Origin of the sequence: Shinella daejeonensis (genome assembly GCF_024281235.1) — a bacterium.
GTDB classification, from domain to species: domain Bacteria; phylum Pseudomonadota; class Alphaproteobacteria; order Rhizobiales; family Rhizobiaceae; genus Shinella; species Shinella daejeonensis.
Genome location: NZ_JAHWXY010000001.1, coordinates 888,760 through 900,841, shown reverse-complemented (window position 1 = coordinate 900,841; position 12,082 = coordinate 888,760). Strand labels below are relative to the sequence as shown.

At 63.1% G+C, this 12,082-nt stretch carries 10 protein-coding genes; 8 read left to right on the top strand and 2 right to left on the bottom strand.

The genetic code is table 11. From position 1 onward, the window contains the following. The first annotated feature begins 616 nt into the window (after positions 1-616). The 8 genes from KYK29_RS04260 to KYK29_RS04225 all read left to right on the top strand — a co-directional run bounded on the left by KYK29_RS04260 (position 617) and on the right by KYK29_RS04225 (position 7,827). Positions 617-1,519, top strand: coding sequence for a branched-chain amino acid ABC transporter permease (locus tag KYK29_RS04260; protein ID WP_254689591.1), 903 nt, complete (start codon positions 617-619; stop codon positions 1,517-1,519). A gap of 4 nt (positions 1,520-1,523) precedes the next feature. Further along, positions 1,524-2,915, top strand: coding sequence for a high-affinity branched-chain amino acid ABC transporter permease LivM (gene livM / locus KYK29_RS04255; RefSeq protein ID WP_254689590.1), 1,392 nt, complete (start codon positions 1,524-1,526; stop codon positions 2,913-2,915). Beyond that, positions 2,915-3,793: an ABC transporter ATP-binding protein gene (locus KYK29_RS04250; RefSeq protein WP_254689589.1), complete on the top strand. Its 879-nt coding sequence runs from the start codon at positions 2,915-2,917 to the stop codon at positions 3,791-3,793. The genes livM and KYK29_RS04250 overlap by 1 nt, the downstream gene beginning before the upstream one ends. Beyond that, entirely contained in the window at positions 3,793-4,518 is a 726-nt protein-coding gene (locus KYK29_RS04245; RefSeq protein ID WP_254689588.1) for an ABC transporter ATP-binding protein, read from the top strand. The genes KYK29_RS04250 and KYK29_RS04245 overlap by 1 nt, the downstream gene beginning before the upstream one ends. A 20-nt stretch (positions 4,519-4,538) precedes the next feature. Continuing rightward, a complete protein-coding gene (locus KYK29_RS04240) occupies positions 4,539-4,883 on the top strand; it encodes a DUF6867 family protein (RefSeq protein ID WP_254689587.1) in 345 nt (114 codons plus the stop codon). Positions 4,884-4,997: 114 nt separating this feature from the next. Then, the gene (locus KYK29_RS04235; protein ID WP_254689586.1) at positions 4,998-6,116 is read left to right on the top strand and encodes a branched-chain amino acid ABC transporter substrate-binding protein; all 1,119 of its coding nucleotides are present in this window, start codon (positions 4,998-5,000) and stop codon (positions 6,114-6,116) included. 104 nt (positions 6,117-6,220) lie between these two features. After that, the gene (locus KYK29_RS04230) at positions 6,221-6,847 is read left to right on the top strand and encodes a Urease operon accessory protein (RefSeq protein WP_254689585.1); all 627 of its coding nucleotides are present in this window, start codon (positions 6,221-6,223) and stop codon (positions 6,845-6,847) included. A gap of 83 nt (positions 6,848-6,930) precedes the next feature. Continuing rightward, complete coding sequence (locus tag KYK29_RS04225; RefSeq protein WP_254689584.1) at positions 6,931-7,827, top strand: GGDEF domain-containing protein; 897 nt, start codon at positions 6,931-6,933, stop codon at positions 7,825-7,827. A gap of 41 nt (positions 7,828-7,868) precedes the next feature. Here the strand turns inward: KYK29_RS04225 and KYK29_RS04220 are convergent, their stop codons facing one another. Together KYK29_RS04220 and KYK29_RS04215 are read right to left on the bottom strand one after the other, a co-directional pair. Continuing rightward, positions 7,869-8,552, bottom strand: a complete 684-nt coding sequence (locus KYK29_RS04220; RefSeq protein ID WP_254689583.1) for a Crp/Fnr family transcriptional regulator — start codon at positions 8,550-8,552, stop codon at positions 7,869-7,871. A gap of 169 nt (positions 8,553-8,721) precedes the next feature. Continuing rightward, complete coding sequence (locus KYK29_RS04215; protein ID WP_254689582.1) at positions 8,722-12,033, bottom strand: efflux RND transporter permease subunit; 3,312 nt, start codon at positions 12,031-12,033, stop codon at positions 8,722-8,724. Positions 12,034-12,082 lie beyond the last annotated feature (49 nt).

Genomic DNA, 12,082 nt, shown 5'->3' with positions numbered 1-12,082 from the left:
CATTAAACCTGCGCCGGGCCGCGCACATCGTGCGGCAGTCTATGCGAAAGCGCCTCGGGATTCAAATTCTATCGCGCGAACCGGAGCAGCCGTCGCGGCGGGATTCGGATCATTGCGGCTATTCCTCGACCTTTCGCCGGGAAGATCGTCCGGCCGCCATCGCAGACGGGGGCGAGAACGGCGGTCGGAGATCGATCGCCTGCATTGGTGGGCCCGACGATCCGGGATGGAATATCTCTTGTTTCGCAAGGCATTGGTTTTACCGCGCATCGAAGATCAATGCCGACGACCGCAGAAGATCGCCGGGAGTGAGAGGATGCCGGCGGCGCAACTGCAAGCATGGTCTCCTGTGCTCGCACAATCATCGCGCTATGCTACTTTCGTAGTATCTTCTTGCCAAATGTAGCATCCTTCTTGCCGCAGTGTTTCCCTTGCTGCCTATTTCCGAAAGGATGCACACCCTTTGCCGCAATTCACCAAAGAAATTGTCGGTAGAGCCATTTTAGGCTTCCCTTTTGTCTCGAAAGCGGTATGGAATCCGGGTTGTCTGACAGGCTTGAGAGAGCAAAAAACAAGAGATGCCGCCGTTCGGCGATCGCATCCGGGGGAATGGACAATGGAATACTTCATCCAGCAGCTCGTGAACGGGCTGACGCTTGGATCTATTTATGGCCTGATAGCCATTGGCTATACCATGGTTTACGGCATCATCGGCATGATTAACTTCGCCCATGGCGATATCTTCATGCTGGGCGGCTTCGCCGCGCTGATCATTTTTCTCGTTCTGACCAGTGTTTTCGTCGGCCTGCCGACCGTTCTGCTGCTTCTGCTGATGATGGCGGCGGCGATGTTGACGGCCGCGCTATGGAACTGGACCATCGAAAAGGTGGCTTACCGGCCGCTGCGCGGCTCGTTCCGTCTGGCGCCGCTGATCACGGCGATCGGCATGTCGATCACCCTGTCGAACTTCGTCCAGGTGACGCAAGGGCCGCGCAACAAGCCGATCCCGCCGCTGGTGTCGTCGGTCTACAACGTCTTCGGCATTTCGATCTCGCTGAAGCAGATCGTCATCGTCGTATTGACGACGGTGCTGCTTACGGTGTTCTGGTATGTGGTCAACAAGACCGCGCTCGGCCGCGCCCAGCGCGCCACCGAACAGGATCGCAAGATGGCCGCATTGCTGGGCATCGACGTCGACCGCACCATTTCGATCACCTTCATCATGGGAGCCGGCCTCGCCGCTGTCGCAGGCACCATGTATCTGATGTATTACGGCGTGGTCGTCTTCACCGACGGGTTCATTCCGGGCGTCAAGGCCTTCACGGCGGCGGTTCTGGGCGGCATCGGCTCGCTTCCCGGCGCGGTGATCGGCGGCCTGCTGATCGGCCTCATCGAAAGCCTGTGGTCCGCCTATTTCACCATCGACTACAAGGATGTGGCGACCTTCTCCATTCTCGCCATCGTCCTGATCTTCAAGCCGTCCGGCATCTTCGGACGACCGGAAGTCGAAAAGGTTTGATTTCATGGCCAACATCACCACTACCCGAGAGGGCGCCGGCGGGACTCTGACGGCGCGGGCTCTGCGCGAGGGATTTTATGCCGGCGTCGTATCGCTCGGCCTGTTCTTCCTCTTCGTCGGTCTCGAAACCACACAGAACATCCGCAACGAACTGGTGCTGAACCAGCGCTGGGGATTGCTGGCGGTCTTCGTCCTGGTGGCGGCGGTCGGCCGCTTCCTGACGGTTGCCTATATCCGTCCGTGGTTTGCGGCCCGCAAGGCGGCGGCCGCTGCCCGGGCGGGAACGGCGCGGCCGGAAGGTTTCCTCAAGCGGAACTTCGTCGTCCTGGCGGTTGTCGCGCTCATCGTCTATCCCATCCTCGCCGTGGCGATTTTCGGCGTGCAGGGCTCGCTGAAATGGGTCGACAACTTCGGCATCCAGATCCTTATCTACGTGATGCTCGCCTGGGGGCTCAACATCGTTGTCGGCCTCGCGGGCCTGCTCGATCTCGGCTATGTCGCCTTCTACGCCGTCGGCGCCTATTCCTACGCGCTGCTTTCGCAGTATTTCGGTTTCTCCTTCTGGCTGCTGCTGCCGCTCGCCGGCATCCTTGCGGCCTTCTGGGGAGTTATCCTGGGCTTCCCGGTGTTGCGTCTCAAGGGCGACTATCTCGCCATCGTGACGCTCGCCTTTGGCGAGATCATCCGCCTCGTCCTCATCAACTGGACGGACGTCACCAAGGGCACCTTCGGCATCTCGGGGATTCCGAAGGCCTCGGTCTTCGGTATCTGGTCCTTCGACGTCGGTGCGCCGAACAATTTCGCCAAGGTCTTTGAACTGCCGATGTCGTCGGCCTATTACAAGATCTTCCTGTTCTACCTGGTTCTGGCGCTGGCGCTGCTCACCGCCTATGTGACGGTAAGATTGCGCCGCATGCCGGTCGGCCGCGCCTGGGAGGCGTTGCGCGAAGACGAGATCGCCTGCCGCTCGCTCGGCATCAACACGGTGACGACGAAGCTCACCGCCTTCGCCACGGGCGCGATGTTCGGCGGCTTCGCCGGTTCCTTCTTTGCCGTGCGGCAGGGCTTCGTCTCGCCGGAATCCTTCGTCTTCCTCGAATCGGCGATCATCCTTTCCATCGTCGTTCTCGGCGGCATGGGATCGCTGGTCGGCATCGCCGTCGCCGCGGTGCTGATGATCGGCGGCACGGAGCTCCTGCGCGAGATGCAGTTCCTCAAGCAGGTCTTCGGGGCGGATTTCACGCCGGAACTCTATCGCATGCTGATCTTCGGCCTCGCCATGGTCATCGTCATGGTCTGGAAGCCGCGCGGCTTCGTGGGAAGCCGTGAACCGACGGCCTTCCTCAAGGAACGCAAGACGGTTTCCGGCAGCTTTACCAAGGAAGGGCACGGCTGATGGCGCCCGAGATGAATACGATGAAGAACGATCCCATTCTCAAGGTCGAGCATCTGTCGATGCGCTTCGGCGGACTGATGGCCATCAACGACTTCTCCTTCGAGGCGCAGCGTGGCGAGATCACGGCGCTGATCGGTCCCAACGGCGCGGGCAAGACCACGGTCTTCAACTGCGTCACCGGTTTCTACAAGCCGACGATGGGCATGATCTCGATGACGCAGAAGTCCGGGAAGACCTTCCTGCTCGAGCGGATGGCGGATTTCGAGATCACCAAGGACGCCAGGGTCGCCCGCACCTTCCAGAACATCCGGCTCTTCACCGGCCTCACGGTTCTGGAAAACCTGCTGGTCGCCCAGCATAACACGCTGATGAGGGCGTCGGGCTACACGTTCCTCGGCCTTTTCGGTCTGCCGGCCTACAAGAAGGCGGAGGCCGAATCGATCGAGCTGGCGCGCCATTGGCTCGAAAAGGCGGATCTGACCGATCGGGCGGACGACCCGGCCGGCGACCTGCCCTATGGAGCCCAGCGCCGCCTGGAGATCGCGCGGGCCATGTGCACCGAACCGGAGTTTCTCTGCCTCGACGAGCCGGCGGCGGGCCTCAATCCGCGCGAATCGCTGGCGCTGAACACGTTGCTGACCGGTATCCGCCGGGAGACGGGCACCTCCATCCTGCTGATCGAGCACGACATGTCGGTGGTCATGGAGATTTCGGACCATGTCGTGGTGCTGGAATACGGGCAGAAGATATCGGACGGCACGCCGGATCATGTGAAGAACGATCCGAAGGTCATCGCGGCCTATCTGGGCGTCGAGGACGAAGAGGTCGAGGAAGTGATCGAGGAAATCGAGGAAATCGAAGAGGAAGGGAAGCACTGATGAGCGATACCCTTCTCAGCGTTCGGGGCGTGGAGACCTACTACGGCAATATTCGCGCGCTCGCGGGCGTCGATATCGACGTGAAGCGCGGCGAGATCGCCTGCCTCATCGGCGCCAACGGCGCCGGCAAGTCGACCCTGATGATGACGATCTGCGGCGATCCACAGGCGCGCGCCGGCACGATCACCTTCGAGGGTGAGGATATCACCCGCCTGCCCACCCACCGGATCGCCCGGCTCCGGATCGCGCAGTCGCCGGAAGGACGGCGCATCTTCCCGCGCATGACGGTTTACGAGAACCTCCAGATGGGGGCGAGCCTCGACAACCTGAAGTATTTCGACGAGGACGTGGAAAAGATCTTCACGCTCTTTCCCCGCCTCAAGGAGCGTCAGGCCCAGCGTGGCGGCACGCTCTCGGGCGGCGAACAGCAGATGCTATCGATCGGCCGCGCCCTGATGGCCAGGCCCAAGCTGCTTCTGCTCGATGAACCCTCGCTCGGTCTCGCGCCGCTGATCGTCAAGCAGATCTTCGATGCGATCAAGATCCTCAACAAGGAGCAGGGCCTCACGGTGTTCCTGGTGGAGCAGAACGCCTTCGCGGCGCTGAAACTGTCGAACCGGGGTTACGTCATGGTGAACGGCAAGGTGACGATGAGCGGAACGGGCATGGAGCTTCTGGCCAATCCGGAAGTGCGCGCGGCCTATCTCGAAGGCGGGCGCCACTAAGGCGGGAAGGAGACAAGACGATGCAGGGAATTCTCTACGAAGAACCGTCGGTCTGGCAGTTCCTGTTCATCACCGTCATCATGGGCGGCTGGACGGCGTGGCGCACCGGCAAGAGTTGCGCTGAGAACTGGCAGGGCCTCCGGACTCTTGCGATCTACGTGCTGCTGCTGGGCGTGGCGATCCGCTTCATCCACCATGCGCTGTTCGGCGGCACGATGTTTGCGCTGCAATACTATATCGTGGACACGGTGGTGCTTTTGTTGTTTTCTATCGCCGGTTACCGCTTCTACCGGACGCGCCAGATGACGCAGATGTATTATTGGCTTTACGAGAAGGCGACGCCTTTCTCCTGGAGGGGGAAATAAGCTCTGGCGGCGCGGCGACGTCGCGCCGGGAACTTATAATAAAACCGGCGCAATGTTGGCGGGTGTTGCGACCGTTATCAGAACAGGCCCGTCTTTAAACTTGGGAGTGACAACATGAAGAAGTCTCTTATGTCGGCGGTTGCGCTGGCGGCGGTCGTTGCTTTCAGCGGAAATGCCTGGGCCGATGTCGTCATCGGTATCGGCGCGCCGCTGACCGGCCCGAACGCGGCCTTCGGCGCACAGATCCAGAAGGGGGCTGAACAGGCGATTGCCGACCTCAACGCAGCGGGCGGCATCAACGGCGAGCAGATCAGGATCGTTCTCGGCGACGACGTTTCCGACCCCAAGCAGGGTGTTTCCGTCGCCAACAAGTTCGTGGCGGACGGCGTTCAGTTCGTGATCGGCCACTTCAACTCCGGCGTCTCGATCCCGGCCTCGGAGATCTATGCGGAGAACGGGCTTCTTCAGTTCTCCCCCGGCTCGACGAGCCCGACCTATACGGAGCGCGGCCTGTGGAACACGTTCCGCACCTGCGGCCGCGACGACCAGCAGGGCGGGGTCGCCGGCGCGTTCATCGTGGCGAACTACAAGGACGCCAAGATCGCCGTCGTACACGACAAGACCCCTTACGGTCAGGGCCTGGCGGACGAAACCAAACGGGCGATGAACGACGCGGGCGTCACCGAAGCCCTCTATGAAGGCATCAACGCCGGCGACAAGGATTTCTCGGCCCTCATCGCAAAGATGAAGGACGCGGGCGTTTCCGTCGTCTATTTCGGCGGTCTGCACACCGAGTTCGGCCTGATCGAACGGCAGGCCGCAGACCAGGGTCTCAAGGTGCAGTTCATCTCGGGCGACGGCGTCGTCAACAACGAGCTTGCCTCCATCGCCGGCGATGCCGTCGACGGCACGCTGATGACGTTTGCGCCCGATCCGCGCAAGAACCCGGCGGCCGCTGAACTCGTTGAGAAGTTCCGCGCCACGGGCTTCGAGCCGGAAGCCTATACGCTCTACTCCTATGCGGCCGTTCAGGTGATCGCCGATGCAGCCAAGGCGGCGGGCGGCACGGATCCGCAGGCTGTGGCGGAAGCCATCAAGTCGGGCGGCCCGTTCAACACGGCGATCGGTGAGCTGAGCTTCACGGAGAAGGGCGACATCACCCGCCCCGACTACGTCATTTATACGTGGCGCAAGGGTGAGGACGGCAAGTACACCTACTTCCAGAACGAATAGTCGTTCCTGGAGACGGGCGGCCTGCCGGTCGCCCGTATCGTTTCGGCCCGGCCTTGCGCCGGGCCTTTTCGTCGGCGCCACGGAAATCGCCCGAGGAGGAAGGAATGTCCCGCCGGATCGCCATCGTCGGGAACGGGAGCATTCCCGCTGGCCTGAGCACGCCCATCGATGCGGCCGATCTGGTGATCCGTTTCAACGATTGCCGTTCCGTCGGCAGGGGCGGGCGGAAGACGGATATCGTCGCGCTCTGCAATACCGGCCGGCCGGCCCGCGCCATGCTTGACGGCGACAGCTGGCGCGCGCTGGCGCCGGTTCGCGCCGCCGCCAGCTTCTGCTGCGTGCGTGATCCTGTTTTCTATGCTGCCCTGCGGCCGAAACTTCTCGCCCGCTATCCCGATCTCGACGATTTCTGCGACGATTATACGCCGGACTTCGAGCGCTTCGCCGCCGAAAGCGGTCGCGACATGCGGATCGTGCCGGCGGAGCTGCATGTCGCGCTTGAAGCCCAGCTTGAGACGTTCCGGCCGCACCCCTATGCGGTGCCGAGTTCCGGGGCCATCGTCATCGCCGACGTCCTGCAAAATCTGGCCGGAGCGCGGGATGAGATCGTGATCGCCGGCTTCGGTCACGAGGGCTGGGAGCGGCATCCTTTCGCCGCCGAACGGCAATGGGTGGACAGCCTTGTCGCCGGGGGACGCCTGCACCGGCTGGACGCCGGCAGGAAAAATTGACGAACGCCTAAATTCCAACTGGTTTTATTAGCTGTCCCGGAAACAAATCCGGCTAGTACAGGGCATGGACAACGGAGATATCCATGCTTGTCAGGCTGGCCCGCATCCGGGCCTGGATCGCGCTCAACCCGTTCAGGACGGGTGGCGATATACCGACGCTCCTGCTGGACGCCGTCCTCATGACGGCGACGCTGTCGGCGGCTGTCTGCCTGGCCGGTGCGGCGATATTCGACTATCTCGATCTGCCACATACGGCCCCCTATGCTTCGCGGCCGCCGGCCGACAGCCCCGCCAACGCGCTTGCGGTGGCCGGCGTCCTGGCGCTGCTGGGCTGGCTGCTGGTGCTCGGCGGGCGGAAGCTTGCGCGCTTGCGAAGCAGTCTCGATCAACTGCGCGATCGGGATGACGAGAGCGGCCTTCTCAATCGCGTGGCTTTCGAAAGGGCGCTTGACGTCCGGTTGCGGCGCGGCTTCCTCATGTTGCTCGATATCGACTGTTTCGATCTCGTCAAGGAGCGCCATGGCCGGGAAGCAGGAGGCGCGGCGGTTATGGCCGTTGCCGATGAATTGCTTCGTATCTTCCCGCAACCGCATCTGGCCGGGCGGATCGGCGATGCGACCTTTGCGATTTTCATCCGTACGGACGTTCGTGACGATGCGCGGCTTCTGGTCGAGGAGGCGCGGCGCAGCATCGCATCGCGCAAGGTGACGGAGGGCGAAGCGGTGATCCGCGTGACGGTTTCAACAGGGGTTGCGGACGGCAGGGATCCACAGCCCCCCGGCCGATTGTTCGACGCCGCCGAAAGGGCGCTGCATCTCGCCAGATCCTATGGTCGCAATCGGGTCGTCTATGCGGATGAAACGGAGAAACTGCCTGCGTCGCGCAAGCAACCCGCCGGCGGCCGGCGTCGTACGGGTGGCGCCAAGGCTAAAGCAATGCCGGGAAAAGTGCGAAGCGGTTTTCCGTCCGGAATTGCGTAGAAACAGAGAGATGGAGCGGTTCTGTGAAAACCGGAACCGCTCTAAAGGCGGCGCAATGTTTCCGGATCGTCAATCTGCACAAGACGCCCGCGTACGCTGACCCCGTGGTCGCGCAGGGACGAGAAGGCGCGCGAAAGCGCTTCGGGCGCAAGGCCGAGCTTGCCGGCGAGCAGACTTTTCTGGAAGGGAAGACGGAAATTGGCGGCGGCGCCGTCCTGCGGGCACTGCGCCAGAAGATAGCGGGCGACGCGTTGCGGGGCGGTGTGGAGCCGGTCGTCGGCAATGCAGGTGAAGGCGTTTTCCAGTTGCCGGGAGAGTGTCGTCGCCAGCGCCAGCGCGAGATCGGCGCGGCGGCTTGCCAGTTCGCGCACCCGGCGCAGGTCGAAACGGGCGAGTGTCGCGGTTTCCGCCACCTGGGCGCTTGCCGCGTAGCGGTGACCGTGCAGCACCGCGCTGACGCCGGCAAGATCGCCGGTGCGGTAAAGCGCGATATCCGCCTCGCGGCCGTCCGGGTCCAGCCGATAGGCGCGAACATAGCCGGAAAGCACGCAATGCAGTGTTTCGGCCGGATCGCCCTCCCGAAAGAGCATCTGGCGCGCCGGCAGGCTACCGATCACCACCATCTCCATCAGGGCCGTAACGCTCTCGACACCGAGCTGTGACAGGAAGGCGGAATTCAGCAGGGTTTCGCGCTCCCGCGCACCGGGTCTCGTCAGCCTGTTCATCGGTCTCACTCCAAGCTCCCGCATGCCAGACCGGAAGGTTTCCCTTCAGTTTCGGTTCTGGATGCCGGAACTCTAACCGACACCGGTGTGATCCTGTTTGATTTCGATCAAGCAGCGAAAGCGGCGACGCCGGCTTGCGGTGATTTGTCGCAGGCGTGAGAGGCTGGCGCTATTCGGCGGCGAGTGTCGAACGGTGGACCACGGAAAAGGGCTTGCGCTCCGCATTCTTTCTTTCCAGCGTCTCGACGCGCTTTTCCAGCTCGCCGACGTTCTGGCTGGTCCGGTCGGCGAGCCGTGTCAGTTCCTCCGGCTTCAGCGCCAGCCGCTCCTCGTCCCTGCGGCCGACGAAGTGGCCGAAGACCCAGCCGAGGAAGCGCGAGACGTCATCCATGATCAGGAAGAACGACGGCACGACGACCAGCGAAAGCACGGTCGACACGATGATGCCGCCGATGACCGCGACGGCCATCGGTGAACGGAAGGAGCCGCCTTCCCCGACGCCGAGCGCGGAGGGCAGCATGCCGGCGGACATCGCGATGGACGTCATGACGATGGGACGGGCGCGCTTGCGTCCGGCCTCGACCATGGCTTCGAGACGATCCATGCCGCGATGCATGGATTCGATGGCGAAATCCACCAGCAGGATGGCGTTTTTCGTCACGATGCCCATCAGCATCAGGATGCCGATGAGGACGGGCATGGACAGCGAGTTCTGCGTGAGGACGAGACTTGCCGCGACCCCGCCGATGGCGAGCGGCAATGACAGCAGGATGGTGAAGGGCTGGACCACATCCTTGAACAGCAGGATCAGCACCGTGAGCACGAGCAGCAGGCCGAGCAGCATGGCGTTTGCGAAGGATTGCTGCATCTCCGCCTGGATCTCGGCGTCGCCGCTTTCCGTGAACTGGACGGTCGGCGGCATGTCGATGCTTTCGGCGATCTCCCGGAAGCGGGCGCTTGCGGTGTCGAGCGCGATCCCCGGCTTCAGGTCCGAGCCGATCGATATGACGCGGTTGCGGTCGTAGCGCTTCACCGAGCTTGGACCCTCGGAATAGTCGATGTCGGCCACGCTCGCCAGCGGCACCCTTACGCCGCTGGCGGCGGTGATCTTGAGGTTGCGGATCGCCGCCAGATCGCTGCGCAGGTCGCGGTCGACCTGCACGCGGATCGGGATCAGCCGGTCGTCGAGCGAAATCTTGCTCAGGAGCGCGTCGATATCGCCGATGGTGGCGACGCGCACCACCTCGGCGATCTGCGCCGTGGTGATGCCGAGGCGGGCCATCTGGTCGTCGCGCGGGCGGATCTGCAATTCGGGGCGGGGCAGGGAGCCTTCCGAGCTGACGTTGGCCAGCAGCGGATCGGCGCGCAATTTCGCCTCCAGCGCCGCTACCGTCTCGTTCAGGGCCTGCTCGTCGTTGGAGAGAAGGTTGAACGAGAGATCGCGTTCCCCACGATCGTTGAGCTTGATGACGCGAACGTCGGGAATATCCCTGAGGGCGGCGAAAATGTCCTTCTCGATGTCCCATTGCGGGCGGACGCGGCCTTCGGCCTCGACCTTCGGAAGGTGGGGGCCGATCAGCGGAATCCGGCCGGCGACGTCGTTCACCAGCTTGCGGACCAGCGAATGGTCGAGCTTGTCGAGAATGACGGTGATCGAGGCGCGCCGCAGTTCCAGGTCGCCTTTCGGAGAGGAGCCGCCAAGGACGAAGACGCTTGATACCCCGGGGATGTCCTTCACCCGGTCGTAGACCGCGCTCGTCGTGCGGTCCGTGTCTTCCAGCATGGCATCCGGCGGCAGTTCGACGGAGAGGACGATGCGGGAGGCATCCTCCGGCGGCATGAAACTGCCGGGAACGGTGAAAAGCAGGGCGAGCGAGCCGATGAGGAAGACGATCGCCCCGAGGAGCGTCGCATAGCGGCTGTACCATTTCCCGGTCGTCTTGCGCACCAGCCAGGTATAGCCGCGCATGAAGACGCCTTCCTTTTCCTCGCCGTGGCCGTCGGCGTCTCCGGACCGCATCAGATAGGCGGCCATGAGCGGCGTGATGAGGCGCGCGACAGCGAGCGAGAAGAAGACGGAGACGGCCACCGTCAGGCCGAACTGGATGAAATACTGGCCCGGTATGCCCGGCATGAAGGAGACCGGGACAAAGACGGCGATGATGGTGAAGGTCGTGGCGATGACCGCCAGCCCGATCTCGTCCGCCGCGTCGATGGCCGCCCGGTAGGGCGTCTTGCCCATGCGGATATGGCGGGCGATATTCTCGATCTCGACGATCGCGTCGTCGACAAGAATGCCGGTGGCGAGCGTCAGCGCCAGGAACGACACGAGATTGAGCGAAAAGCCCAGCATGTCCATGACGAAGAAGGTCGGGATCACCGAAAGCGGCAGCGCGGCGGCCGAAATCAGCGTCGCCCGCCAGTTGCGCAGGAAAAGCAGCACGACGATGACGGCGAGCAGGGCTCCCTCCATCAGCGTGTGCAGCGCCGCCTCGTAGTTGCCATAGGTGAAATAGACGGAATCGTCGACCTTCTCGATGGCGACCTCCGGATAGCGCGCCCGCACCGTGTCGAGCGCGGCGGCGACCGATTCCGAGACGGTCACCTCGCTTGCCCCCTTCGAGCGGAATACGGCGAAGGTCACGACGGGATTGCCGTTGAAGCGGGAGAAGGAGCGGGGCTCCTCATAGGTATCGGAGACGGCGCCGAGATCGGACAGGCGCACGAAACGGCCGTTTGGCAACGCGATCATCGTCGCGGCGAGCTTTTCCACCGAGCGGGCGTCGCCAAGCGTGCGGATCGCCTGCTCGGCGCCGGCGATCTGGCCGCGGCCGGCGCCGAGATCGGCGTTCATGCTGCGGAGCTGGCGATTGACGTCGGCGGCGGAGATGCCGAAGGAATCGAGCTTGTCCGCATTGAGATCGATATGCACCTCGCGGTCGGCCCCGCCGAAGCGGTCGACCTTGCCGATGCCTGCCTGACCTTGCAGCGCGCGCTTCACCTTGTCGTCGACGAACCAGGAAAGCTCCTCCATCGTCATGTCGGGCGAGGAGACGGCGAAGGTCTGGATCGCCTGCCCCTCGACGTCGATCTTGGTGACGACGGGTTCCTCGACGGAGGCGGGAAGATCGCTGCGGATCCGGTCGATCGCGTCCTTCACATCCTGAAGCGCCTGGTTCGTCGGCACCTCGATCTCGAACAGGACGGAGGTGACGGAACTGCCGTCCGTCACCGTGGACATGATGTCCTTGACGCCGGAAATGCCCGCGACCGCGTCTTCCACCTCCTTGGTCACCTGGGCTTCGAGTTCGGCCGGCGCGGCGCCGCTCTGGGTGACGCTGATCGCGACGATGGGGACGTCGATATTCGGAAAACGGGTGATCGGCAGCGTATAGAAGGACTGGATGCCGACATAGACCAGAAGGACGAAAGCCAGCAGCGGCGCAATCGGATTGCGGATGGACCAAGCTGAAAAATTCATGTCCTCAAAGTCCTCGTTGCGGTGGCGGCCGCGCCTTGCTGGCCGCCGT

Excerpts from the sequence above, each read along its gene's own strand:
- KYK29_RS04260 (WP_254689591.1), top strand. The coding sequence starts at position 617 with ATGGAATACTTCATCCAGCAGCTCGTGAACGGGCTGACGCTTGGATCT.
- livM (WP_254689590.1), top strand. The coding sequence starts at position 1,524 with ATGGCCAACATCACCACTACCCGAGAGGGCGCCGGCGGGACTCTGACG.
- KYK29_RS04250 (WP_254689589.1), top strand. The coding sequence starts at position 2,915 with ATGGCGCCCGAGATGAATACGATGAAGAACGATCCCATTCTCAAGGTC.
- KYK29_RS04245 (WP_254689588.1), top strand. The coding sequence starts at position 3,793 with ATGAGCGATACCCTTCTCAGCGTTCGGGGCGTGGAGACCTACTACGGC.
- KYK29_RS04240 (WP_254689587.1), top strand. The coding sequence starts at position 4,539 with ATGCAGGGAATTCTCTACGAAGAACCGTCGGTCTGGCAGTTCCTGTTC.
- KYK29_RS04235 (WP_254689586.1), top strand. The coding sequence starts at position 4,998 with ATGAAGAAGTCTCTTATGTCGGCGGTTGCGCTGGCGGCGGTCGTTGCT.
- KYK29_RS04230 (WP_254689585.1), top strand. The coding sequence starts at position 6,221 with ATGTCCCGCCGGATCGCCATCGTCGGGAACGGGAGCATTCCCGCTGGC.
- KYK29_RS04225 (WP_254689584.1), top strand. The coding sequence starts at position 6,931 with ATGCTTGTCAGGCTGGCCCGCATCCGGGCCTGGATCGCGCTCAACCCG.
- KYK29_RS04220 (WP_254689583.1), bottom strand. The coding sequence starts at position 8,552 with ATGAACAGGCTGACGAGACCCGGTGCGCGGGAGCGCGAAACCCTGCTG.
- KYK29_RS04215 (WP_254689582.1), bottom strand. The coding sequence starts at position 12,033 with ATGAATTTTTCAGCTTGGTCCATCCGCAATCCGATTGCGCCGCTGCTG.